General features: G+C 29.7%; 29 protein-coding genes. All 29 read right to left on the bottom strand.

Translation table 11 applies throughout. From position 1 onward, the window contains the following. Window position 1: 1 nt before the first annotated feature. Window positions 2-1,099, bottom strand: a complete 1,098-nt coding sequence (locus FYJ27_RS02105) for an AI-2E family transporter (protein ID WP_154482416.1) — start codon at window positions 1,097-1,099, stop codon at window positions 2-4. A gap of 61 nt (window positions 1,100-1,160) precedes the next feature. Next, a complete protein-coding gene (locus FYJ27_RS02100) occupies window positions 1,161-1,874 on the bottom strand; it encodes an arginase family protein (RefSeq protein ID WP_154482413.1) in 714 nt (237 codons plus the stop codon). A gap of 16 nt (window positions 1,875-1,890) precedes the next feature. Beyond that, entirely contained in the window at window positions 1,891-4,260 is a 2,370-nt protein-coding gene (locus FYJ27_RS02095) for a Lon protease family protein (protein ID WP_154482410.1), read from the bottom strand. A 144-nt stretch (window positions 4,261-4,404) separates the two neighbouring features. Then, entirely contained in the window at window positions 4,405-5,565 is a 1,161-nt protein-coding gene (locus FYJ27_RS02090; RefSeq protein ID WP_154482407.1) for a LysM peptidoglycan-binding domain-containing protein, read from the bottom strand. 85 nt (window positions 5,566-5,650) lie between these two features. Then, a complete protein-coding gene (locus FYJ27_RS02085; protein ID WP_154482404.1) occupies window positions 5,651-6,088 on the bottom strand; it encodes a protease complex subunit PrcB family protein in 438 nt (145 codons plus the stop codon). Between the two features lie 154 nt (window positions 6,089-6,242). Then, window positions 6,243-7,178 (bottom strand): transketolase family protein, encoded by a 936-nt coding sequence (locus FYJ27_RS02080; protein ID WP_154482401.1) that lies wholly within the window; start codon window positions 7,176-7,178, stop codon window positions 6,243-6,245. Then, entirely contained in the window at window positions 7,171-7,989 is an 819-nt protein-coding gene (locus tag FYJ27_RS02075; protein ID WP_154482398.1) for a transketolase, read from the bottom strand. Before FYJ27_RS02075 ends, FYJ27_RS02080 begins: the two co-directional genes overlap by 8 nt. A 14-nt stretch (window positions 7,990-8,003) precedes the next feature. Next, entirely contained in the window at window positions 8,004-8,861 is an 858-nt protein-coding gene (locus FYJ27_RS02070) for a YitT family protein (protein WP_154482395.1), read from the bottom strand. Window positions 8,862-8,879: 18 nt separating this feature from the next. After that, on the bottom strand, window positions 8,880-9,635 hold the full coding sequence (locus FYJ27_RS02065; RefSeq protein WP_154482392.1) for a WecB/TagA/CpsF family glycosyltransferase: 756 nt from the start codon (window positions 9,633-9,635) through the stop codon (window positions 8,880-8,882). A 36-nt stretch (window positions 9,636-9,671) separates the two neighbouring features. Further along, the gene (locus FYJ27_RS02060; protein ID WP_326831021.1) at window positions 9,672-11,003 is read right to left on the bottom strand and encodes an O-antigen ligase family protein; all 1,332 of its coding nucleotides are present in this window, start codon (window positions 11,001-11,003) and stop codon (window positions 9,672-9,674) included. A 4-nt stretch (window positions 11,004-11,007) separates the two neighbouring features. After that, window positions 11,008-11,550, bottom strand: a complete 543-nt coding sequence (locus FYJ27_RS02055) for a hypothetical protein (protein WP_154482389.1) — start codon at window positions 11,548-11,550, stop codon at window positions 11,008-11,010. Window positions 11,551-11,566: 16 nt separating this feature from the next. Then, the gene (locus tag FYJ27_RS02050) at window positions 11,567-12,028 is read right to left on the bottom strand and encodes a DUF4330 family protein (protein WP_154482386.1); all 462 of its coding nucleotides are present in this window, start codon (window positions 12,026-12,028) and stop codon (window positions 11,567-11,569) included. A 5-nt stretch (window positions 12,029-12,033) separates the two neighbouring features. After that, on the bottom strand, window positions 12,034-13,155 hold the full coding sequence (locus FYJ27_RS02045; RefSeq protein WP_154482383.1) for a glycosyltransferase family 4 protein: 1,122 nt from the start codon (window positions 13,153-13,155) through the stop codon (window positions 12,034-12,036). Window positions 13,156-13,213: 58 nt separating this feature from the next. Then, complete coding sequence (locus tag FYJ27_RS02040) at window positions 13,214-14,302, bottom strand: glycosyltransferase (protein ID WP_195839059.1); 1,089 nt, start codon at window positions 14,300-14,302, stop codon at window positions 13,214-13,216. Between the two features lie 178 nt (window positions 14,303-14,480). Then, window positions 14,481-14,831, bottom strand: coding sequence for a type II toxin-antitoxin system PemK/MazF family toxin (locus FYJ27_RS02035; RefSeq protein WP_216383250.1), 351 nt, complete (start codon window positions 14,829-14,831; stop codon window positions 14,481-14,483). Continuing rightward, window positions 14,828-15,115 (bottom strand): CopG family ribbon-helix-helix protein, encoded by a 288-nt coding sequence (locus FYJ27_RS02030; protein ID WP_154482377.1) that lies wholly within the window; start codon window positions 15,113-15,115, stop codon window positions 14,828-14,830. Before FYJ27_RS02030 ends, FYJ27_RS02035 begins: the two co-directional genes overlap by 4 nt. A 187-nt stretch (window positions 15,116-15,302) precedes the next feature. After that, window positions 15,303-16,478: an alanine racemase gene (gene alr, locus FYJ27_RS02025; RefSeq protein WP_154482374.1), complete on the bottom strand. Its 1,176-nt coding sequence runs from the start codon at window positions 16,476-16,478 to the stop codon at window positions 15,303-15,305. 16 nt (window positions 16,479-16,494) lie between these two features. Continuing rightward, window positions 16,495-17,091: a LolA family protein gene (locus FYJ27_RS02020; protein ID WP_154482371.1), complete on the bottom strand. Its 597-nt coding sequence runs from the start codon at window positions 17,089-17,091 to the stop codon at window positions 16,495-16,497. A gap of 17 nt (window positions 17,092-17,108) precedes the next feature. Further along, window positions 17,109-18,386 carry an NAD(P)H-hydrate dehydratase gene (locus tag FYJ27_RS02015; protein WP_154482368.1) on the bottom strand — a complete coding sequence of 426 codons (1,278 nt, stop codon included), beginning with the start codon at window positions 18,384-18,386 and terminating at the stop codon, window positions 17,109-17,111. A gap of 11 nt (window positions 18,387-18,397) precedes the next feature. Then, the gene (locus FYJ27_RS02010; protein WP_154482365.1) at window positions 18,398-18,655 is read right to left on the bottom strand and encodes a hypothetical protein; all 258 of its coding nucleotides are present in this window, start codon (window positions 18,653-18,655) and stop codon (window positions 18,398-18,400) included. A gap of 12 nt (window positions 18,656-18,667) precedes the next feature. After that, window positions 18,668-19,291, bottom strand: coding sequence for a hypothetical protein (locus FYJ27_RS02005; RefSeq protein WP_154482362.1), 624 nt, complete (start codon window positions 19,289-19,291; stop codon window positions 18,668-18,670). A 123-nt stretch (window positions 19,292-19,414) separates the two neighbouring features. Next, window positions 19,415-19,630: a FeoA family protein gene (locus FYJ27_RS02000; protein WP_154482359.1), complete on the bottom strand. Its 216-nt coding sequence runs from the start codon at window positions 19,628-19,630 to the stop codon at window positions 19,415-19,417. Beyond that, window positions 19,631-19,807, bottom strand: coding sequence for a hypothetical protein (locus tag FYJ27_RS12615; protein WP_195839058.1), 177 nt, complete (start codon window positions 19,805-19,807; stop codon window positions 19,631-19,633). It lies immediately after the preceding gene. Continuing rightward, window positions 19,804-21,255, bottom strand: a complete 1,452-nt coding sequence (locus tag FYJ27_RS01995; RefSeq protein ID WP_154482356.1) for a ferrous iron transporter B — start codon at window positions 21,253-21,255, stop codon at window positions 19,804-19,806. Before FYJ27_RS01995 ends, FYJ27_RS12615 begins: the two co-directional genes overlap by 4 nt. After that, window positions 21,239-21,805 carry a FeoB small GTPase domain-containing protein gene (locus FYJ27_RS01990; protein ID WP_216383260.1) on the bottom strand — a complete coding sequence of 189 codons (567 nt, stop codon included), beginning with the start codon at window positions 21,803-21,805 and terminating at the stop codon, window positions 21,239-21,241. Before FYJ27_RS01990 ends, FYJ27_RS01995 begins: the two co-directional genes overlap by 17 nt. A gap of 536 nt (window positions 21,806-22,341) precedes the next feature. Next, a complete protein-coding gene (locus FYJ27_RS01985; RefSeq protein ID WP_154482350.1) occupies window positions 22,342-23,112 on the bottom strand; it encodes an S-methyl-5'-thioinosine phosphorylase in 771 nt (256 codons plus the stop codon). A gap of 69 nt (window positions 23,113-23,181) precedes the next feature. Then, a complete protein-coding gene (mtnA, locus tag FYJ27_RS01980) occupies window positions 23,182-24,219 on the bottom strand; it encodes an S-methyl-5-thioribose-1-phosphate isomerase (protein ID WP_154482347.1) in 1,038 nt (345 codons plus the stop codon). Window positions 24,220-24,233: 14 nt separating this feature from the next. After that, window positions 24,234-25,538: an amidohydrolase gene (locus tag FYJ27_RS01975; RefSeq protein ID WP_154482345.1), complete on the bottom strand. Its 1,305-nt coding sequence runs from the start codon at window positions 25,536-25,538 to the stop codon at window positions 24,234-24,236. Window positions 25,539-25,582: 44 nt separating this feature from the next. Then, window positions 25,583-26,383 (bottom strand): M55 family metallopeptidase, encoded by an 801-nt coding sequence (locus FYJ27_RS01970; protein ID WP_154482342.1) that lies wholly within the window; start codon window positions 26,381-26,383, stop codon window positions 25,583-25,585. Window positions 26,384-26,402: the final 19 nt, after the last annotated feature.

Below are 26,402 nucleotides of genomic sequence, written 5' to 3'. Positions count from 1 at the left end.
ATTATTCATTTAAACCTTTTATTTCATATTGTCTTTTAATATATTTTCTTAAAAGGGATCTTATTACTGCAGCAATTGGAACTGCAAAAAGCATACCCCAAACTCCAAAAAATCCTCCTCCTATTAAAATAGCTGTAATTATCCACAAAGGTTTCATTCCTACTTGTATTCCAAGTATTTTAGGCCCTAAGTATAGTCCATCAAATTGTTGTAAAGCAAATATAAATATAATAACCCACAATGCTTTTATTGGACTCTCAAATAAAGTTATAACTGCTGCCGGTATCATACCTATAAACGGACCAAAATAAGGAATCATATTTGTTACGCCTACAATTAAACTTATTAAAAGAGCATAAGGTACCTTCATAATTAAACAACCTATAAAGCATAGAAGACCTATTATGAAAGAATCGATTATTTTGCCTACAAAGAACTTCGAAAATGCCTGCTTTATTTCTTGTTGAACATTAATCAATGCTTCAGCTCTTTGCTTTGAAAACACAGCATAAGTTAATTTCCTAAATCCTTCAGTAAGTTCTTCTTTATCTTTTAAGATATATATGGAAATTATAGAACCTAATATAAAGTTTAGAAAACTAGATGTGAAATTTATAACTTGAGTTACTGTCTTATTTAATAACGGTGTCATACTTCTAGTAGCTTTGTTAAGAGCTTCACTTAAAGATTCTCTTATTTCATCTACCACTCCATATTTGTCTATTATAGTAAGTTTTGAAGGCATAGATTCAAACCATTCTTGAGTAGCATTAATATAGCCAGGCAATTGCCTTATCAATGTTTTTACACTTTCAATAACCTTTGGTGTTATAAACACAAAGAGTAAGACTATTATTCCAAAAAATATTATATATACAATAAGGATATTTAACCATCTCTTTAGTGTATATCTTTTTTCTAAGTATACTAACAATGAATTTAGAAAAAAAGATATAAAAATAGCCCAAATAAATGGTCTTACTACTTTTTCTAAAGTAATAGCAAATTCTTGACTACTTACTAATCTAAATAAGATAAATGCTATTATCAATAAGAAAAACATCTTCAAATAGTTTGTTCTTTTCTCTATTTCTATCACTCCCTGTATATGTTTTTGTGTTATTTCAATTATTTTATCATTTTTTCTATTTATATTAAAGTTAATTTAAAAATATATTACATATTTTTTTATTTACTTTTTTATTTGCTATATTAATTTGTGGATTGACAAAATCCATAATAGGATTATATTCAGGTTCTCCACAAATATCTACTCCTAAAACTTTACCATAGACATTTATAAATTTAAGCCAATTTATAAGACTATCAAGTTCCATATTTCCCTGATCCCAAGATGTTTTAACTATCTCTTCTTTTAAAACATCTTTATCAACACTTACATATACAGGCATTCCCTTAATTTTTCTTATAGTATCCAAATCTAAAATTTTATTCCCATCTTCAATATAGTCCACAAAGGAATATAACACATCACCTGTGTCTATATATTCTTTATTTGCACCTACTATCAATACCCCTCTAATTAAATCCTCTTCAATACAACTTCTTACCCAAGAGCCACAGGTTAAAATTCCTTCCCAAGCTTCATTCATATCAAAATGATTATCAAATAAAATCAATAAAGGCTTAATGGGAAGATCACCTATTAAAAAATAACTAATATAATGGAAATCCCCTGATCCCAAATAGGCAATAGACTTTTTGGGCAGGGAATTTAAAAGTTTTTTTACTGCAAACTTCTTAGATAAATCAAAGTATTTTGGACGGAAATCATACTTATAAAAATCTTCTTTTAGATTTATAAATCTAAATTGTTCTTTAAAAAACTCTTTTTTTCTGTTAAGTATGCCCAATTTTTATCCCTCCATATTATTCACTATCTTTACTTAATTCAGAATATTCTTCTAGTTTTCTTTTCACCATGTAGTGAATTGTTCCTTCTTCATCTACTGTACCTGCTTTTAATCCTGTTAATATTTCTATACCTTCATCTATATTTTTTACTGCATATATTTTAAATTTCCCATTCTTTACTGCATTAACTACTTCATCATTTAACATTAAATCCTCTAAATTTTTATGAGGGATTATAACCCCTTCTCCCCCTTTAAATCCTTTTATATTACAAACCCTATAATATCCTTCTATTTTTTCATTTACTCCTCCTATAGGTTGAATAACTCCTTTTTGATTTACAGAGCCAGTTACTGCAATTCCTTGATTTATAGGTATATCACCTAGACTAGAAAGAAGTCCATATAATTCTGTACTAGAAGCACTATCTCCATCTACACCATCATAGGATTGTTCAAAAGCAATACTTGCTGTTATAGAAAGTTGAGTATCTTTAGCAAATTTTTCTCCTAAATACCCACTTAAAATCAATACTCCTTTGTCATATATATTACCACTCTGTTCTACTTCTCTTTCTATATTTACTATTCCTTCTTTCCCTAAAAATGTATTTACAGTTATTTTACTAGGTTTTCCAAATGCATATTGACCTATACTCACAACAGCTAATCCATTAATCTCTCCTACCTTATATCCTTCTGTATCTACTAATAAAGTCCCGTCTTTTATCAACTCTAATATTTTTTCTTCATATATATTATTTCTATATATTTTATTTGATATTGCTCTATCAACATCTTCCCTTGTTACTATATCTTTATTTCTCTTTGTAGCCCATGCATCTGCTTCATAAAGTATTTCTACTAACTCATTAAATCTAGCCGTAAGTTTATTCTGACTTTCAGAAATTCTACTGCTTAAATCTATTATAGCCGCAAGAGCAGTCCTATCAAAAGGTTTCAATCCTTCTGATTTACACTGATAAGCTACAAAAGAAGCAATTTTTTTAATATTTTCTTCATTTCTTTCCATTTCAATATCAAAATCTGCCCTTATTTTAAATATTTTTTTAAATTCTTCATCATATTGGTAAAGAAGATGGTATGTTAAATAGTCTCCAATTATTATTACTTTTATATCTAATGGAATAGGTTCTGGCCTTAAAGTCTCAGATATAACATTTAATCCTGTAATATTTTCAATCACAATTTCTTCTGTTGAAATAGCCCTTTTTAATCCTTCCCACGCTGCCTTACTTTGAAGAATATCTTTTGCCTGTACAATTAAATACCCTCCATTGGCCTCATGCATAGAACCTGGACGTATTTTAGTATGATCTGTCTTTAAACCTCCTAGTTCATTAACATATTCTATTTTACCTAAAAGATTATAGTAGTTTGGATTCATTTCCCTTATAACCGGAGCCCCTTCTAAATCCTTATTATCAATGAATAAATTTACTTCATACCTTTTGAAAAAATCTTCCTTCTTATTTCCTGGAAGTAAAATATTTTCAATTCCATTATCTTCTCCATCATCTAAAAACATTTCAAAATTTTTCACTATATCGTCTTTCATATTGGAAAAATATTCTTTAACTTCTTTATTCTCTCTAAATTTTTCTTCTAAAGGGTTAAGGTGTAAAACTAAAACTTCTAATACCTTTTCTTCTTTCAGTTTAGTTATTCTATTTTGAAGATCGTTTTCTATCTCCCGTATCCTTTTAACATAATCAAAAGCTTTTTTACTTAACTCATTAGAAGATTCTCTCAGTTTTTCTACTTCTTCCTCAGATAAGTCTTGTACCTCTTTATCAGTCATAATTCTATCCTCTACTAAAGGAATACTGAGTATTCCTTTCTCAGTCTGCTTAAACACAAAACCATAGCCCTTTGCCAACTCATTTAGTTCCTTTATTACATCTTCAGCTTTTTCCTGTTGTTGAGAATAAATTATATTTTTATTATCCTCATAGTCTTTTGATAAAAAAACTTTAGATATATCTATTTTTATGTTATTAATAGCTTTTTCTACATCTTTTTTAAACACTTTACCCATTCCTGGTGATAAACTTATTGCCTTTGGAGAGTTAGCTCTTTTAAAATTAAAAACATAGCACCAATCTTTAGGTGTTTTTTTGTTTTGACTAAATTCCTTAGCTACAAGATATGAATAACTATTTCTACCAGTTCCTGTAATGCCTGATACATATATATTATATCCTTTTCTTTTCACCGATAAGCCAAATTTTAATGCTTCCATTGCCCTCTTTTGGCCTATAAGCTCCCTAGAACCTGGAATATTTTCAGTAGTATCATATTCAAATATATTAGGATCACATTCTTTTCTTAACATATTGTAGGATAGCTCATATTTCTCTTTCATTTCTCCACCTCCATATTGACCAATCAATACATATATACCCTATACTTAATACTATGTATTAAAGTTTTATTTGATATTTATATTTATTATATCACTAATAAAACAAGGAGTTGTCTTAAAATAAGACAACTCCTTGTAAAAATATCACTTTATCATTCCAGCTGCAATTTTAACATTTTGTTGATGTTTTTCATCTACTCTCCCGTCTTTATGCCTTTTACTACCTGCAAAATGGATATCTACATGGCCATCCATTCCGTTTCCTTTTATATAGTCAAAGTTTGTTCCTGGGCCATAATCTCCGCTTCTCCAGTTAGTATATACTCCACCTTTTACTTTGTCATTACCTGCATGAGGCATAGCTGTCATACTAGCTGCAATAAGCCTATTGCCAGTTTGGACCAATATTGGTCTCCTAGTCCAGCTAAATCCTCCCCATATTTCCTTTATAATCTTAGTATCTTCCATAGTTAAAGCTTCTACATCAGCGTGATAAGCTCCTATAGTCCTTTTCATATTAAATGATTTGCCAGTATAATAGTCTATTACTTTAAAAGTTGTACCTATTGGAACTAATTGATTCACTTCTTTAAACCAATCTAGATATTCTCCAGTTTGACCTTTTTTAACTTCTGTGTCTTCATTTGGAGTATCCACTATATTTTCTGAACTAGGTATAATTAATTTTTGTCCCACATAGATTATTGAGTTTTCGTTTATATTGTTATTTGCCGCAACTATTTGGGAAACAGATACATTATATTTCCTACTTAATTTCCATAGTGTATCTCCTCTTGCTATAGTGTGAACTATAGTCTTTGAAGGTTTTGTTTTTTCAGGTTCTTTAACATTTTCTTCTGGAGTTTCTACTAAATTTCCTACAGTAGGTATAATTAATTTTTGTCCTATGTATAGTATTGAATTCTCATTTATATTCTTATTTGCTCCTATTATCTTAGCCATAGGTACATTATATTTCCTACTTAGTTTCCATAGTGTATCTCCCCTTACTATGGTATGAACTATGGTCTTACTTGTTGGCTTATTTTCTGTATTATTGGTATTTTCGTTTTCGATATCTGTCTTACCATCTGGAATTTGTAATACTTGTCCTGGATATATAATTGTATTCTGATTAGCGTTATTAGCTTTTAAAATACTTTCTAATTTTACTCCAAATTTCCTTCCTATCTTCCAGAAGGAATCTCCTGGTTTTACTGTATAAGATGTAGCATAAGATGTAGAACTTAAACTTATTGTAGCTACTAATAAGGCCGTACAAGCCTTTCCTCTTATATTTTTCATTGGTTCTCTCCCCCTTTCAATACTCTATATAGGGATTCGACAATAATGTGTGATTTCCTTTAGGAAAGTTTTGGAAACTTCAAGTTTATTCTTCATACTCTACTTCTAATTTTATATTGGCAGGTAATTTATCCAAATTAGTTTTCACTATTATATAAGGATAGGATATTTTTTGAGCTACTATTTGATCAGGCTTTGGATCTTTATATTTTGCAAATACAGTAATATTAAATTTATTATCTTCTTTCTTTCCCTTTTCAATTTTATCTATAGCAACTGAATATCCTTCCATATTTTTTTCTCCTCTTGTAACTACTACAAATACATCGTCTTCTATCTTGCAGCTTAGAGCTCTTTCTTCTGATAAATAATTGGGAAGAATATCTTTTAACTTTTGTGGAACTTCATCAGATTTAAGAACTTTGAATTTCACCTCTTTATCACCTTCATTTAAATATTTTGGAACAAATATAATTCCCAAGATAACAACAACTATTATTATTCCAATGTAAACTCTTTTCATTGCCTCCCTCCTGATAAATAAAAATAAATAGCCTATATTATATTTATTGTTTTTTTGTACAATTTATGATATATGAATATAAAAATAAAATCTGCCAAAAAAACTTTTCTAGTTTTTTGGCAGATTTTATTTTTATATAGTTAAGAAATAGTCTTTATTTTGAAACTAGTTCTCTAACATTATTAACAATATTTTCTACAGTTAAACCATATTTCTCAAGTACATCATCTGCAACTCCTGATTCACCAAAGGTATCTTCTACACCTACTCTTTTCATTGGTACTGGATTATTTTCTACAACAACTTCAGCTACAGCGGAACCTAATCCTCCAATAATGTTGTGTTCTTCTACAGTAACTATTTTTTTAGTTTCTTTTGCCGCTTTAATAATAATATCCTCATCTATTGGCTTAATAGTAGACATATTTATAACCCTTGCTGATATTCCTTCTTTTTCCAATACTTCACTTGCTTCTAATGCCTTTGACACCATAACTCCTGTTGCAATAATAGTTATATCTTTTCCAGCTTTTATCTCAACGCCTTTGCCAATTTCAAAATCATAGTCTTCATTAAAGATTACAGGTACTTTACTTCTTCCAAGTCTTATATAAACAGGACCTTCATATTGGCTAGCCTTTATAACACTCTTTTTAGCTTCTACTGCATCTGCAGGACATAAAACAGTCATATTAGGCACAGATCTCATTAAGCTTAAATCTTCTACAGATTGATGAGTTGCTCCATCTTCCCCTACAGTAAGTCCTGCATGAGTTGCCGCAATTTTCACATTTAATTTAGGATAGCATATAGAGTTTCTTATTATTTCAAAAGCTCTACCTGTAGCGAACATAGCAAAAGTACTAGCAAATGGAATTTTGCCTGCTGTTGCTAATCCTGCTGCAGTTCCCATAAGGCTTTGTTCTGCTATTCCTACATTAAAAAATCTTTCTGGGTATTCATTTTTAAATACTGCAGTTTTAGTTGAACCTGAAAGATCCGCATCCAATACTACTATATCTTCATTGACTTTACCTAATTCTTTTAGTGCCTCACCATAAGCATCTCTAGTAGCCATCATCTTAGTCATCTAATACACCCCCAAGTTCTTCCATTGCCTTTTCTGCTTCTTCTTTGCTAGGTGCCTTTCCATGCCAACCTACTTGGTCTTCCATATATGAAACGCCCTTACCTTTAATAGTTTTTGCTATGATCATAGTAGGTTTTCCTTCAACTTTTTTAGCTTCATCTATTGCATTAAATATTTCTTCAAAATCATGGCCATCAATAGATATTACATGCCAACCAAAAGCTTTAAATTTCTCATCTACAGGCTCTATATTCATTATATCTTTATTTTTTCCATCTATTTGAAGACCATTATGATCTAAAAACACTATCACATTATCTAGTTTATAATGGGCAGCAAGCATAGCAGCTTCCCATATAATTCCTTCTTGGGCTTCTCCGTCCCCTATAAGAGCATATACTTTATAATCTTTATTATCCAATTTACCTGCTAGGGCCATTCCATTAGCAGCTGCAAGACCTTGTCCTAAGGAACCTGTAGTCATATCTACTCCAGGAGTCCCTTTCATATCTGGATGTCCTTGAAGCATAGAATCTATTTTTCTAAGGTTATTTAACTCTTCTTTAGGAAAATATCCCTTTTCAGCTAATGCTGCATATAGGACTGGTGCTCCATGACCTTTTGAAAGAACAAATCTATCCCTATCTTCCCAATGAGGATTTGCTGGATCTATATTCATTTCCTTAAAATATAGAGCAGTTAATATCTCACATGCTGAAAGAGATCCTCCAGGATGTCCTGATTTTGATTCTTCAAGCATTTTTATTATATCTATCCTCAGTTTATTTGCTATATCTTTGTACTTATCCATAAAATCCCTCCTGCTTATTTTTTTATTTCTTGGAAGCCTTCACCCATGACTTCATACATTTCTGTAACCATGATAAAGGCATCTTCATCTATTAAATTTACTATATCTTTTGTTTTAGTAAATTGAGATCTATTTACTACACATAATAAAACATCTTTATCTTTCTCTGTATACATGCCCTTTCCTTTAAATAAGGTTACTCCTCTATCAAGTTCTTCCATAATTGCCTTACTAATTTCTTTTGGCTTATTAGTAATTATTAAGAAAGCTTTCAAATAACTCATACCTTCTAAAATTAAGTCTATAACTTTAATAGATGTATATAGGGTTATTATGGAATATAGAGAAGTTTCTATCTTTCTATCTACAATCCCTGCTATAATAACTACAAACATATCTATTGTCATCATAAAGGTTGGTACACTTATATTTGGAAAAGATTTATTGAGTATTGCTCCTGCCAAATCGGTGCCACCTGTAGTGCCTCCAAATTTAAACACCAGACCAACTCCTAGTCCCATAAGAACTCCTCCAAATAGAGAAGATAGTAATAAGTCGTGGGTCACTATTTCATAAGGAACTAGCTTTAGGAAAAAAGATAAACCTAAAGTAGCAAATAAAGTTTTAATTCCAAACTCCTTCCCCAATTTAATTATACCAAAAATAAATAAAGGTATATTTATCAGTAAGTTTGTAAGATATACAGGCATACCTGTTCCTTTTTTAATTATAACAGCTAGCCCAGTTACTCCTCCAGGAGCGATGGTATTTGGTTCTAAAAAGAAATTTAAAGATATGGCCATTAAAAAAACTCCAAGGGCAATACCTAAATAAGAAAGAGCTACTATATACCATTTTTCCCTATTTTCCATAATCCTCCCTCCCCATATTTACTCAACTACATTTTTACCAAATATAACTTTAAGCATAAATCTAGGAAGAACTACCTGCCTTTTTATTCTTGAAGGCTCCTTTATAAGTCTATAAAACCATTCTAGTCCTAATCTTTGATAAATTTCTGGAGCTCTCTTTACTTTTCCTGCTAATATATCCATAGTTCCTCCATTCCCTATGGCTACTTTACAATTTAACCTGTCTTTATACAAATCTATCCATTTTTCCTGTTTAGGTGCTCCAAATCCTACAAATAATATATCAGGATTAGCTTTATTTATCTTATCCAAAACTTCTAATTCTTCTTCATGGCCTTTTAAACCAATATGAGCTCCTTTAAAATATCCATTATTATATCCAGCTATTTTAACATTAGGATTATTTCTAATAATAATTTCTCCAGCTTTTTTAGCTATACCTTCTTCCCCACCTAGTAAAAATATACTGTATCCCTTTCTATTAGCCAATTCAATCATTTTCATAGATAGATCAAATCCTGTAACCCTTTCTGGAAGAGGTTTTTTCTTTATTTTTGAAGCATATATAAGGCCAATACCATCAGGAATAATCATGTCTCCATTATTTAATATTTCTTTTAAATCTTCATCTTCTTTTGCAGCCATTATTATTTCTGTATTAGGGGTATATATTGTTTTTAATCTATCTCCTTGTAAAAATTCTTCTACCATTTCTATTGCTTTTTCTAAAGTAACTTTGTCCACCCTTGTTCCGAATATCTTTATATTTTCCATATTATCACCTGCTTCTTAAAAGATCCGGAATAATATTTATATAATCTCATTTGAACTATTAGATATCCTTAAAAGAACTAGCAAAAAAGATATCAAAGTCCAAAAAGTTATTATTGTTTTAGGCATAAAAAATATACTATCAAAAAAACTATGAATAAAAACTGCTGATAATCCCGAAAGTATTCCTGCTGTTACAATCTTTACCCATTTATCCTTTCCCTTAATTAAATTTTTGATTGGATACTTATATATTACAAATATAAGCATAAAAAGAACTATTAAACCTGCAATTCCCATTTCTACTGCTGTTTGAAGATAGGTATTATGAGCATGATAATAAACAAAACTACTTCTAGCATAGTGTCTATAGGCATTTCTAAAAGGATTACTTCCTAAGCCCACTCCTGCTATCCAATTATCTTTTATTATATTAATGCTTGTTAACCATATACCAAACCTAGATGAAGTAGAAGAATCAGCTATATCTTTTATACTTAGCATTCTATTTAATATGGTTGCAGGAAGAAATGGTAAAGCCAGTAACCCTAAAGGTAAAAGTATAAACAATAACCTCTTTTCAGTTAACAAAATAAAGATAAAGATTCCAAACGCAAAACCTAACCAGCCTCCTCTAGAATAAGTTAACCCTAGACCAGTCACTAAAATAATTGTAGTAAATAGAAAGATAATTTTTTTATAACCCTTTTTAGAGTTCCATAAAAGAGAAATTGATATTGGAATTGTCATAATTAGATATTCTGCTAATACATTAGGATTATCAAATACAGAAAACACTCTAGTAACAATTCCCGGATTTCCAGCCTCGTCTACCCATCTATCTGTCATTTTTAAACCAGTTATATATTGATAAATTCCATATAATGATGAAATAGTAGCTGTTATAATAAGAATAGTAAGTAAGATATTTAGATCCTTTTTACTTTTAATATTATTTATTATTACAAAAACAAAACTTATAGATACTAATTGAAAAACTAAATCCCTAAGACTACCCTTTGGATCAATAGAGGTTATCGTAGAAATAATTATGGCTATAACAAACAAAACTATAGGAATATCTATTGTTTCTTTTGTAAAAGGATCTATCTTTCTAAAAATCCCTTTATAAATATATGCAAAAAATATAAAGAGCATAAAAAGCAAATCTACAGTAAATGGTAAATATGGCATTAGAAATACAGATAAACATATTCCTATTTTTATACTATAAAGAGTAGCTACTATTATAATAAATCCTAAAAATATAAAAGCAAATATACTTAAAGGCAATTTGAAATACAGAAAACCCAAACATATGCCCATTATTATAGGGAGTATAAATTCCTTTCTTTTAAAGCTTTCTACCACTATTTCATCTCCCTTCATCAATTAAAAAAATATTTTTTACAAAATTAAATAATAGACTTCCGGCAAACACTTCTTTATAGTTGTTTTTCATAAATATTCCAGCTAAAGATACAATAATTATAAAAAATGAAATTATTATATTTCTTGCTAAAATTTCACCTTTAAATAAATTTAAAGTTAGTATAGTCAATCCAAAAAATAAAAAGAACAAGTAAAAAGTATTTCTAGCTTCTTTTTTATCCTTAAACAGTTTAGAGACCATTTCATCTATAACACTGCCCTTTTTTCCCTTATTTACTATTATCCTAAATTTTTCTACCATTTCATATACAAAATCTAAAACTTTACAGTATATTTTATAAAACAAACTTTCTTCAAATACATTATTATCGCCTACAAAAACTTTAAGAAAAAATGAACCTTTTCCTAAATATTTAAATGCTTCAATAATTTTAATAAGAATTTTTTTTAGCAGGCTATATTCATATGCTCTTTTTAATTTATGTGAAATTTTTATTAACATTGATACTACAATGCTACCGTGCATAATATCACCCCTATTATCATTTAACTTCCATTCTAATAACAGTACCTGCTAATTTTACTCTTTTATTTTTTAAAACAAGTTCACTACCAACTCTTGTTTCACTATCACCTATAATAATCGCCTTAGGAGTATCTTCAACTTTAGATTCAATACTAATAACAACCTTGTATAAACCTGGCTTATCTTCTTGATCTTCAACTTTTTTATCTGTAATTTTACCAAATGTAGTTCCTTTTTCATTATTATATAAAAGATCTCCTACTACTATTTCATCAACAACATTTTCTTTAAGTTTTCCAACTTCAAATGTAATCAAAGCTTCCTTTTTTACTCCTTCAACCTTTTCTTCTACTTCTATTTCAGAATTCTTCACCCTTTTTACTCCTCCGCCTATAAGCAATACAACAACTATTATTACAATTAAATCTATTATATTTATGATTCCAAATAATTTTCCTTTTTCGTTTATTATTTTCATTTTGTTTACCTCCTAGTTTCAATTATCTTTTTATATACTTTAAAATGATCCAAAGCCATCTTTTGCGAAGAAAAGTTATCCTTTACATTTTCATAAAGATTTTCACCTAGAATCTTTATGCTTGACTTATTATCCAAAAGAAAATTTATATTTTTAGCCAAAGCCTCACTATCTCCCACATCTATTAAAAAACCATTATGTCCATTTCTTATTAAATCACTTATTCCTCCAACATCAGTACTTATAATAGTTTTTTTAAATCTAGCACCTTCAAGTATTACATAGGGAAAACTTTCGCTTACAGATGTAAGTATATTTATATCTATAGCATTAAAAAATGAATAAGGATCCTTTATAAAACCTAAAAAGTAAACATATTCACTAATATTTAGGTCCTGTGCTTTAGAAACAAGTCTTTCCTTTTCACTTCCATCTCCTGCAATTAAGAATATAATATCTTTCCTTTTTTGTAATACTTTATAAGCACCTTCTATAAATGTATCATGGTCTTTAACTAAATCTAATCTAGCCGCAATTCCAACTATAGTTTTTCCTTTAGCATTTATATTATATCTTTCTAGAAACTTTTCCTTAGAAATATAATTTAAATCTGTTTCTAAATCTATGCCATTGTAAATTGTAAATATGCTATTACTATCAAACCCTCTCTCTACTAGCATCTGCTTAAAGTTTGTAGATATAGCTATATAGTAATCAAATTTTTTTAGTGAAATAGTATTTATTGCTGTATAAACTATATTTTTATAGGGATTATCTTTAAAATCCAATTTATAATCACTATGTATTGTAGTTATAAACGGTCCTTTCACCTTTGTCTTTAAAAACATAGCAATAAAATTTGCCCTTGCACCATGACAATGTATTATATCATAATCTTCCCTTTCAATTTCTTCTCTAAGTTGAGATACTATTGACATATCATATCTTTTCTTTTGTTTAAAAACTTCTATATTTATTCCTTTTGCCTTTAAATCATGGAAAAAATCACCTTTTAAAAAGCAAATTATTTTAACATCCATTATTTTATCTAGCTCTGTTAATAAATTAATTATATGAGTTTTTGCACCACCTGTGTCTCCTCCACTAATTAAATGTAATACTTTCATTATAATAACCTATACAGATAGGTTCAACCCTCCTTTTAAATAAAACCAATTTAAATCTTTATTTATTTAATAGTTCCTTATATAAACTTAAAGTCTCTTTTATCATCTTATCCAATGAAAAATTCTCTATAATCACCTTTCTAGAATTTGCTTCCTTCTTTTCATATACCTGATTATTATCATGTAAGTAAATAATAGCTTCTGCAAGTTTTTTAGGTTCTCCATAAGGAATTAATATACCCATATCGCCTTTTTCAAATATCTCGGGTACTCCACCTACTTTCGTTGCCACTACAACTTTTTCAGAAGAAAGAGCTTCTAATATAGAGAATGATATAGCTTCATTTTTTGAAGGTGATACATATATATCAGTAATAGATAGTATCTCTAAAATGTCTTCTCTGTAACCTAAAAATAAAACAGATTCTTCTAATCCATAATTCTCCACCTTCTGTTTAATGAATCGTTCTTCTTCTCCTGAACCCACCAATAATAATTTAAAATCTTCCATATGCTTTTTTAATTCTTTTACACCTTCTATTAAAAAACTATGCCCTTTTTCTTTGTTAAATCTTGACACAGTTGTTAATACTAATGTATTTTTATTTAAACCTAATTCCTTTTTTAAAGTACAATTTTCAATTGGTTTATAATAATCTGTATCAACCCCATTATATATAACTTTAAGTTTTTCTGATGAAATACCTTCTTTTTTCAAGGAATTTTTTACTGCATGTGAAACACATATGATTTTGTCAACAAATCTAGAAAATAATTTATTGAAAAACTTTATTTTTTTATCATTTTCTGCCATCAAATGAGCTGTCCAAATTATTTTTACTTTGGGATTAAATATTTTAGAAAGTACAGCTATATAGTTCTCTCTTAAGAAATGTGTTTGAATTATATCAATATTATTAGCTTTACAATAATCAGCTATGTTTTTTGCAGCCTTAAAATCAAAGGGACTTCTCATTTTTATAATATCTATATTGTTACATTTTTCTTTGACTTTTCCATGATTTCCCCCTTCATGATCACAAATGACAAAAAAATTTATATCTTTAGCCATATTATCTAAAATATTAAATAAATATGTTTCTGCTCCACCTTTTTCTATGGTAAAAATCATATGTAATATATTCACTTTTTTACTCCTTCCGTAACCTAATTTAAAAACGATCATCTTTATTATTTCTCCATTAGATTATACTATAGTTTTCATATCTTTAAAACATATTAAGAGTATTTCCCAGGAAATTTCCCGAAATTTAGTGATTTTTCCCATAAAAAAATAAGCATGTGGTTCATGCTTATTTTCTATTCTATAGATCTACAAGTCCAAGACTTATTTTTATACATTCATTTACTTTAAGCATCATTTCATCACTAAATTTGCCGATTTTTTCTCTCAATCTTTTTTTATCAATAGTTCTGATTTGTTCCAGTAAAACTACTGAATCCTTAGGCAAGCCATATTCTGTAGCGTTAATTTCTACATGGGTTGGAAGTTTGGCCTTATTTATCTGAGAAGTAATTGCTGCTATTATTATTGTTGGGCTATATTTATTCCCTATATCATTTTGCACCACAAGTACTGGCCGAACTCCCCCTTGTTCTGATCCTACTACAGGACTTAAATCGGCATAAAAAATATCGCCTCTTTTTACTATCACACTTTTTCACACCCTGACCCTGTAAGTTTTGCTTCATAACTATCTAGTTCTCTCATATCTTCTTCTAATCCAACTTCTGCCAAAGTAGAGTTTATTTTACTCATTTCTTTATAACCATCTTTCAGCTTTTCACAAATTTCCACTCTCTTTTTTTCTCTAATGTATAACTTCATTGCCTCTCTTACAAATTCACTTCTATTCTTCTTTTCCATGGAGACTATAAAATCAACCTCTTCTAATAAGCTATTAGGCAAACTTATCATAATTCTTTTGGTTTTAGCCATTAATATTTGCACCCCCAAGCCTTTTAGAGATTCCCCCATTAAACCAATCCCATTAAAATAAGCCCCATTAAAATATATTAACAAAATAAAAAATTATGATATTTAGTGCCAAAAATATTCATATGAACAATTATATTTGTTTATTATAATTGTGTCAATATTAAAGACATATTATACAAATATTAGATTAATCTAATAAATAATCTATAATCTTTATTATTTTACCATCTTTAATATAAACTCTAGGTACTCTTCTTCCTACCATACAAACTATTTCATAATTTATAGTACCTAATTTTTCTGCTACTTCATCAATATGAGGAACTCCATTTGTCCCATCTCCAAATAATACCACTTCATCTCCTACTTTTACATCTTCTATATCTGTTACATCAATCATACATTGATCCATACATATTTTACCTACTATTGGTGCTCTTTTCCCTTTTATAGCTACTTCTGCCTTAGAAGTTAAAAGCCTTGTAAATCCATCTGCATATCCAATAGGAATTGTAGCAATCTTACTTTTCCTTTTTGTAACAAATATTTGACCATAGCTAATTCCTGTACCTTCAGGAACTTCTTTTAAGTGAGAGATTTTTGCTTTTAAAGTCATAGCTGGCTTTAAACTAACTTTTTCTTTATCTACCTCATCAGATGGGTATAGTCCATAAATCATTATTCCTCCCCTTACCATATTTAGATTATATTCTGGCAAGTCTATAGTAGCAGCACTATTCGACACATGTTTAATAGGAATTTGTATATTCTTATCTTTTAATTTTTCAATAACCCATTTATAATTTTTAAATTGTTTTCCTGTATAAGCCTTATCTACCTCATCAGCTTTAGCAAAGTGGGTGAATATACCTTCTATTTCTAAATTAGGAAGTTTAGATATTTTTTCAATTTTATCTATAGAACTATCCACTGGTGGAAACCCTATTCTTCCCATTCCTGAGTCCACTTTAATATGAACCTTTGCCTTTTTATTTAGATTCCCAGCTACTTGAGATAGCTTCTCTGCTGATTCTAAAGTGTATATAGCTTCAATGATATCGTTTTCCACAGCTATCTTATGTTGACTATCTGGAGTATATCCTAGTATTAATATAGGTGCATCTATATCTGCTCTTCTTAATTCTACAGCTTCTGACAATGTAGCTACTGCCAATCTATTTGCTCCATTTTCAAGAAATACTTTTGCTGCTTCTATGGAGCCATGGCCATAAGCATTGGCTTTTACTACTGCTGTTACTATTGCTTCTTTATTTGTAATTCTTCTTACTTCTTTAATATTGTGAGCTAAACTATCTAAATCAATTTCAGCCCAAACTGGTCGTAATTCCTCTAAACTACTCATCTTTAGTTGCGCCTCCTTAAAAGTCTTCATCTAGTGTTAAATTATATTTAAAATTTTCATAAAATATTTCTGTGTTAACTTCTCCATTCCTGTCTAATATGTTCAACTTATATGGGACAAAATCCTTCTTATTTAGCCATACTTTTTGGCTATATCTATAATCACTTTGATTTTGCAAATCCATTGTAAATATTATGTATTCTTCTTCTATAGATATTTGGGGGTCCTCACAATGACTCAAATTTTCATAGAAATTTCCTATGAAAAAACTCTTGTCTAAAGATTTTATATTCTCCATAGAAATTGTCTGGCTTATATTGGGATGCTTTAAAAAAATTTTATCTCCATCATATATAATTATACACCCTAAACTCTCTTTTGGTTCAATAATTTCTAATTTAATTTTATCTGGTTTTATAAATACCTCTTTAAATTTATAGGAAGTTACCCCTTTGTTACTCTTAACTACTACCGTTGATATAGATTCATAATTGTCAAAATCATCTATATTTTTCTTAATATTATTTAAAATTTCTTCATCAGTTGTTTTTTTACAAGATGTAAACATAAGTAAAACAATTATAAGAAATAAAACACTCAATACTTTTCTCATATTTCCATCCTTTAATTTTAATTTTTATAAATTAAATCTATTGCATATGGAATATTTTCTAAAATATCCTCAGCAATTAATCCATATTCTCCTTTTTCATTTTTAGCTAAATCTCCAGCTAATCCATGAATATAAGTGCCTAAAATAGCAGATTCATAAACCCCTATTCCTTGGCCTATAAAACTACTTATAACTCCTGTAAGTAGATCTCCACTACCTGCAGTTGCCATGCCTGGATTTCCTGTTCTATTTACGTATATTTCTCCACTTTTACTACAAACTACAGTATCTGCTCCTTTTAAGACTGTAGTTACATTGTATTTTTGAGAAGCCTTTTTACAGTATTCTATTCTATTTTTTTGTATTTCTCCTATACTCACTTTAAGAAGCCTAGAAAGCTCTCCTGGGTGAGGAGTTATAACAGTCTCTCCTTCCCTCTTTATAAGGATTTCTGGCTTTTCAGAAACGCAATTTAAACCATCTGCATCTAATACCATTGGTTTATCAAATATATTAAGGATTTCTTCTACTATCCTAATTCTCTCATAATCTACTCCAATTCCTGGACCTAAAGCTATTACATCCAGATCTTTAATACCTTCTTCTATATCCTGTATACTATCTAAAATAAAATGTCCTTTCCCATTATCTTCTACAGGTTTTATTATGGCTTCTGTCAATTTAAGGGACAATATATTTGATAAAGACTTAGGAGTCATAGTATAGACTAAGCCACTTCCACTTCTTAAAGAAGCTTTACTTGAAAAATAAGCTGCTCCAGTCATTCCTGTACTTCCTGCAACTACACCTACTCTCCCATAAGTACCTTTATGGCTTTCTTCTTTTCTAACTGGCAATATGTTCTTCATATGTTTTAAATCCTTCATTCCTTTTAATTCAATATCTCTAGAATAATTTAACCTGCCTTCTCCAATTACTACAGCTATAGCATATTCTATTTCATGGGTTATTGAAAGATAAAGACTTTCTATACCTTTTTCCTCCATTAAAAAAAGGGCCTTACCATATAATTTTACGTGAGGTTTGCCTAGATTATTATGAAAAACTTCAATTTCCTTTAAACTAATTTTGCCTATACCAGTACCTAGTACTTTACTTACGGCTTCCTTTGTTGCAAATATTCCTCCAATAGTACATGGATTTTCATTTTTCCCTCTTATATACTCAATTTCACTATCAGTAAAAACTTTATTTAAAAATCTTTCCTTTTTAGTCCCTATAATCCTTTCTATTCTTTTTAATTTTACAATATCCACTCCAATACCTTTTAACATTTTATCCCCTCTTATTTTAAGTTTTCAAAAATTCCTCCGTCTAATGGAATGTTAAATAATCTAGCCATAACTTGAACAAATTGTCCTAAAAAATAAATAAACCCTATAAAGAATACTAAAATAAAAAATAGCTTTATATTAGTTTTTTCACTCATATCCTTATTTTTCTTATGCAATAAAGTATTTTTAATTAAAACTGTAAAAAAATCAAAAAATATCTCCAATACTCCTAGAACCAAAAAAATAAGGAAAATTATTTTTTTATTCATACATATACCTCTCTATTCAAATATTTCTCTATCTAATCTTTCAATCTCCTTACTACCTAACATTCTATGCAAAAAAGTATAAGTATCATTTATCCACTCTTCATAATCATGCTTTTCATTTATAATACTTCTCAATCTTTCTCTTAAATCTTCTAATTCACTTGATATATTAGACAGTTTTTCTTCCTTATCCTTTAATTCAATATATCCATAGTTTACTGTTGCTTTTAAAAGCTCATAATTTAAATTCCTTATATCCCTTGGAATAGTCTCTAATTTAAAAGTTAGCTCATCTATAGTTTCGTTAATCCAATAAATTTTTTCCTTATACTCATCTAGAAGATCTGCTGACTCAATTTTTTCACCATTATTTATTGCATCTGAAATACCTAGTATCATTCTCATACATTTTAATTTTTCTTTATTCCAATGGGAAATTTCCCTTTCAATTTTTTTCTGTTCTTTCAACAGTTCCTCCAAATCTTTTTTATATTTCTTAATATTCTTATCATCTGTCTCACCAAATAGCTCCATCCACTCATCATCTCTAACCAATATGGGAACCCTATTTTTTAAAATAATATTTTCATCTAATTCAATATTATTAACATTATCTTCTCCAAATTTTGCAAACATAAAATTTACCTCCTTCTCTAAATTATACTACAATTTAAAGAATTTTTTAAATAGGCTGTTATGTTTATAATTTTTTGGACAAAAAAAGAGAATGAAGAAAGTCATTCTCTTTTAATATATTTATTATTCAACTACAATGGTTCTAGCAATTTCTTTATCTACAGCTACTTGAGTATATCCTACTTGAAAAACATAGGAAGGAAAGGTTTGAATCACCTTAACAGACGATCCAGGAAAGACTCCCATAGCCATTAGTTTTCTTATAATATCATCCCTATCTGTTTTAATCTCAACTATAGTTCCTTCAAATCCTTTTTCTAAATTAGCCAGTATTTTCATCTACTTCCTCCCCTTTTTCTTCTTTAAAAAACTAAATAATCTAGATTTTCCTAATATCTCATATCCACAATTTGGACATTTATATTTTCCACAATTTTTATTCAATGGACAACTAGCACAAGATTTTTTACTCTCTTCTTCTGTAAATTCATATCCGCAGAAACTACATTTTATCATGCTAATACACCTGTAACAAGTAATATCCAGTTCAAAGCATATCCTGCAACAAAAGAAAACGCAAGTACAAATGCAGCAATATAAATAGCAGTCTTAAATCCTCTTTCCTTAATCATCATTACAAATTGTGCCACACAGGGAACAAATAAGGTTAAAGTAGCTGCTGCTACTACCAATTGTCTTGTAGATAATATACCTTCCTTCACTAAGTCAAACAATCCTGCTGCACCATAATCTCTTCTGAAAAATCCAAATAAAAACACTTCACTAACTTCCTCAGGAAGCCCAATAGCCATAACAAAAGGTCTAAAAACACCAACTAATTTTGGGAAAACACCTATTATATTCCCAAACCAAATAAGTATACTTATTAATATAAATAAAGGCAATATTTCAGCAAAATACCATTCCATTCTAGTATAAGTCTTTACCAATACATTGGATAGCTTAGGAAGTCTTAGCGGAGGCATTTCCATATAAAATAATGGCTCTTCTCCTGGTAAAACTTTAGCAGCTAAATATCCAATAAATAAAAATACAAAACTTATAAATATAATCCATACAATAAGAGCCTTAGGTTCCCCAGAAAGTAAAGATAAAATAACTCCAAGCTGTGCTGAACAAGGAATAGCTAAGGCTAATAACAATGTAGAAATAATTCTTTCCCTTTCAGTTTCCAATGTCCTACTAACCATAGTAGCCATAGTATCACAACCAAAGCCTAGTACCATAGGTATTACAGCTCTTCCGTTAAGTCCTATATTTTTAAATAGCCTGTCTACTAACATTGCAAGGCGTGGAAGATATCCACTGTCTTCGATGATAGAAAAAACAAAAAAGAAAGTCCCTACTATAGGTAAAACTATAGCCACAGCATATCTTATTCCTAAAGTTATAATTCCATAATCTCCACCAATCAACGCTCTAAGCCATTCCCACGGTATATGATTATTCAATATATTATTAATCCAGGGGTTTATATGAGCTTCAAATATGCTCCCCTCTAAAAAATCTACTACAACTCCTGCGCCAAACTGACCTACAAATTTATAAAGCCCAAAATAAAGTACTAATAATGCTATGGGTATTCCTGTAATTGGATTTATCATAATTCTATTTAAAGTCTCTGAAAAACTCTTTTCTTTTCCTTTTGTCTTAGTCATAACACTATCTGTTAAAATTTTTGCTTGCTTTTGTCTATAGGATGATATAACAAAAGTTAGTGGTTTTTCATATTCTTTTTTAGTTTCCTCAACTATATTTATTATCTTTAAATAATTTTTTCCTTCCAGCTCTTTTACCTCTTCCAATGCATCTTCATCTTCTTGGAGTAAAAGCAAAGAAAAAGCCCTTTTGGAAATAACATAATCTCCTTCTAATATATTTTCTATATCCTCTATTGCCTCTTCTATTTTATCATCATATATATTGCTAAGCTGCATTGACATATTTATCTATCCTCTCTCTCAATATATCTACTCCTTTATTTAGGGCTGCAGTAGTTGACACCACTGGTATACCTAATTGTTCTTCTAACTTTTCAATATCGATTTTAAGCCCTAATCTCTTTGCCTCATCCATAATATTTAAAACCAATATTACTGGAAGACCACTTTCTATTAATTGAAAAGTTAAAGGTAACATCCTCTCTAAGTTTTTTGCATCTATTACATGAAGTACTACTTCTGGTTTCTCATTAAATAAAAGTCTTTTAGTTACTTTTTCTTCTTCGGTAATACACATAAAAGAATACATTCCAGGAGTATCTACTATTTCATATTCCCTATCCCCTAAGACACCTTTTCCTCTAGAAACTTCTACAGTAGTTCCTGGATAATTAGACACAGTTACATAAGATCTAGTTAGTCTATTAAAAAGTACACTTTTACCAACATTAGGAGTACCTACAAGGACAATCTTTTCCAACCCTTCTTTTGCTTCACCCTCAACAACAATATTCTCATTCTTTAATGTTTCAGTAGGATTACAACATTTCATGAAAAACGCCTCCTTGATATTGAAAACCATTTTCAGTAAATGACAAAAACTTACTCTCTGTATATTTTATAAACAGAGAGCCTTAATAACTATTTTCACTTACATCTTTATTTTACATGATAATAGGTATCAATTCAATATTTTTTTAACAAATTTCTATTATAAAGTTTAAATCAATTTTTACGATTACACAAAATCGCTTTTTACATACACTATTATTAACCATATATTATTTTTTTAAAAGGAGATTTAATATTCATTGATAACGATATTTTTCAAATCCTATCTACATCTACATTTCAAAATATAATAAATAAGGATTTAATAAAAAAAGAGCAGCTTAATGCTGCCACAAATTTATTAATAAGGATGAACATTCCTTTTAATCTAAGTTTTTCTCAAGGGACTATAGATAGTCCTAAAACTGCTCAATTAAGTATATCTATAAACCCTTCTACAGAAATTCAATTCACAATAACTTTTTCAGAATGAATTTATCTTTGACCATATTTATTTAGCTTCAACTATTTTTTCTTTTATAATCTTATTAAAGAATTATTACAAGTACAATTTTCTTGGTTCAATCCTTCCTGTAATGCATCTATAAATAGTTTAGTTACTAATTCTTTTTTTCCTTCCATAGCACCAGCAATATCATGAACAGTTATTCCATCTGGTTCTATCCCAGTACACCAATTGCTTATAATTCCTATAGCTGAATAACAGATTTTTAGCTCCTTTGCAAGAACTACTTCTGGTACATTAGTCATACCAACTACATCCCCACCTAAGGCCTTATACATTTTTATCTCTGCAGCTGTTTCAAATCTTGGCCCCTCAGTACATACATAGACCCCTTCTCCTTTTATTCCAACACCTTTCTTTTGAGCTGTCTTATAAAAAACCTCCCTTAAATTTTTACAATAGGGATCAGACATATCACTGTGAATTACTCCTTCTTCTCCACCTTCGTAAAAAGTTATAGGCCTTGATTTAGTAAAATCTAAAAAATCATTTATAACTACTATATCTCCTGGAGCATAGTTTTCGTTCATAGAACCTACTGCTACAGTAGCATATATGTATTTTACCCCTAATTTTTCTAATGATTTCATATTTGCTCTATAATTAATTAAATGAGGAGGAACAGAATGTCCTTTCCCATGGCGAGGAAGAAAAGCTATTTCTTCTCCATTTATCTTTACTATATCTACTTCCACATCACCATATTCAGTTGAAACACTCTCTACATAGCTATCTTCTCCTATATCATAAACCCCTGTTCCACCAATTATAGCTTTTTCCATTTTTTCACCTTCCTAACTATTATAATTAATTTTATTTTGAAAATAAGACAAAGGATCTGCCCCTTTGTCTTATGGCCTTAGTTTAAGGATGTTTTCTTTGAAAGGTGGTTTTATAATTCCCTTTTCTGTAATAATAGCTGTAATATTTTCATTAGGCGTTACATCAAAAGCTGGATTATAAACCTTAACTCCTTCTGGAGCTATTCTCTTACCTTGAATATGGGTGACTTCTTCATCATCCCTTTCTTCTATAACTATCTCTTCTCCTGTTTCAATATCAAAATCTATAGTAGAAATAGGTGCTGCAATATAAATAGGAATATTATATGCTTTGGCAACTACTGATAGCATAAAAGTACCTATCTTATTTGCTGTATCCCCATTTGTTGCAATCCTATCTGCTCCTACAACTATTAAATCGATCTTCCCATCTCTAATAAGGGTAGCAGCTACACTATCAGGTATAAGTTTACATGGTATCTCTTCCTTTACAAGCTCCCAACTAGTAAGTTTTGCACCTTGAAGTCTTGGTCTTGTTTCATCAGCATATACAAATATATCCTTACCTGAATAAAATGCTGATCTTATAACACCAAGAGCTGTACCGTAACCTACAGTAGCCAATGCTCCTGCATTACAATGGGTTAAAATTGTAGCCTTTTCTGGTATAAGAGTGTTTCCATATTCCCCCATAGTTTTATTTATCTCTACATCTTCTTTGGCAATTTTATTGCCTTCTTCCTTTAATTTTTCATATATTTCTTTAGGAGATAATTCCTTATTTCCTTCAATAACATTTCTCATTCTCTTAATTCCCCACATAAGATTTACAGCTGTAGGACGAGAACTATTTAGAACTTCTAATATTTCTTCCATTTTTTCAAGAAAATCTTTCTTTTCTAAATCTTTATATTCCTTTGCACCTAAAACAACTCCATAGGCACCACTAGCTCCAATAGCAGGGGCACCACGCACTACCATATCTTTTATAGCAAAGTCAACATCTTTATAAGTTTCGCATACAAAGGTTTCAAAAGAATTTGGTAGCTTTCTTTGGTCAATTAGATATAATTTTTCATCTTTAAATTCAAGAGTTTTTATTTCCATAAATACCAACTCCCTTATCTATTTATTAAGCTTTTAGCAGACTTTTCTGCATTGTACATAATTTTTTCTACGTCAATTGTTTTTATTTCATATCCTTCCATTATTATATTTCCATCTACTATTACAGTCTCTACATCAGAACCTTGACAAGAATAAGCTATGGCAGAAACTATATTGTGTTTAGGATATAAATGTGGTTTTTCCATATCTATAAGTATTAAATCTGCTTTTTTCCCTACTTCTATAGAGCCTATTTCTTTGTCCCAGTTTAAAGCTTTGGCACCATTGATAGTAGCCATTTCTATAGCTTTAATTGCTGGAACAGATACTGCATCTTCTGTAACCCCTTTATTTATAAGAGCAGCAAGATTTATTTCTTCAAACATATTTAAATTATTGTTACTTGAGGATCCATCAGTACCTAACGCAACGCATACTCCACTATCTAACATTTTTTGTACAGGAGCAAAACCACTTGCTAATTTTAAGTTACTACCTGGATTATTTACAACTGCTACATTATTTTCACTTAAAATTTCAATATCTTCATCTGATACATGGACACAATGGGCTGCTAGTGTTGGATATTTAAATAACCCTAAATCATGAACATGTTTTATTGGTGATTTATTAAATTGGTTAAAACTATCTTCAACTTCTTTCCTAGTTTCTGAAAGGTGGATGTGTATTCCTGCTCCCAATTCGTCTGCTAATTTCATAATCTTTTCAATATAAGATGGTCCACATGTATATGGTGCATGAGGAGCAACCATTACCTTAAGCCTACCATCTGCCTTTCCATTCCAGTTGTTATATAAGTTTTTAGTATCCTCTAATTTTTCATTATTTATTGCCTCACTATTGTCTCCACTTTCCTCTATAAGTCCTCTAGATAATACACCTCTAATTCCAGATTCTTCAACTGCCTTTCCTACTTCATCCATAAAAAAGTACATATCTGAAAAACATGTAACTCCAGATTGTATCATCTCTACAATGCTAAGCATAGAACCCCAATAGATATCCTCTGCTTTAAGCTTTGCTTCTACTGGCCATATCTTTTCTGTAAGCCATTTATGTAATGGCACATCATCTGCATAGTTTCTTAAAAGAGACATAGCAATATGTGTATGAGCATTTATAAGGCCTGGAAGGGCTACCTTCCCCTTGCCATCTATTATTTTATCAACCTTTATATCCCCTCTTAAATATCCAATATGTTCAATCTTTTTATCTACAATATAGATATTTGTATTTTCAATAGGCTCTATTTTCTCTCCCATTGGCAAAAGGGTAACATTTTTAATTAAAATATTCATATAAAAACCTCCATAATTCCAACTTATTTTAAATTTTTATCTAATTAAGTTAAAAATAAAACTCCTCTCAATATATCAAAATAATCATCAGAATTTAAAACTATAGTTTTAGCTTCTATTTGTTTGGCATTTGGATAGAAAGAATTTCTATAAGCCATTTGGTGTGTAGAATATCTGATTTCTAATTTAAATGAATCTGGTAATTTTATTTTATATTTATTTAAATCCCCTTTTAAAGCTTCTTCCACTCCTTTCTTAATTTTAGCTATAGCTAAATCTGGATGAATACTTATTGTAGAATTACCAATCCCTTCATTTACTGCTACTGTCACTATATTTTCATTTAATCTATTTACTTCTTCACATAGCCCCTTATCTCCACTTAAAAAGGCAACTGGTACCCCTAAATAAGCTGCTATATAAGAATGTATTAAAAACTCACTACAAAGCTCTCCATTTAGTTTAATATAGTCTATTGCTGAATTATGCATTGTATGAGCTAAAGGATTAAAATTGGAACCTCCCCAAGAATGGTATCCTATATACATTAAGGCATCAAAGGACTCGTCTAGTCCTTGAACCATAGAAAATGGATGCCCACTCCATCCCCTAATTAGCCTAATATTTTCAGGCAATTTTAATGGATCTAAATTTCTTCCTGTTTCATGGGCATCTTTTATCCAAATCTCATCTGCACCTGCATTAGTAGCCCCTTTACATGCTGATTCAACTTCTCTAGTCATCTGTTCAGCAAAATACTCATAATCTTCTTTAGTCTTTTCAGTTTCATCCCAATGGTTTATACCAGTAACACCTTCAATATCTGCACTTATATAAATTTTCATTTAAACCCCCCCAACCTTG

This window comes from Anaerosalibacter bizertensis, assembly GCF_009696605.1.
GTDB classification, from domain to species: Bacteria; Bacillota; Clostridia; order Tissierellales; family Sporanaerobacteraceae; genus Anaerosalibacter; species Anaerosalibacter bizertensis.
This window is presented reverse-complemented; position numbering and strand designations above follow the sequence as displayed.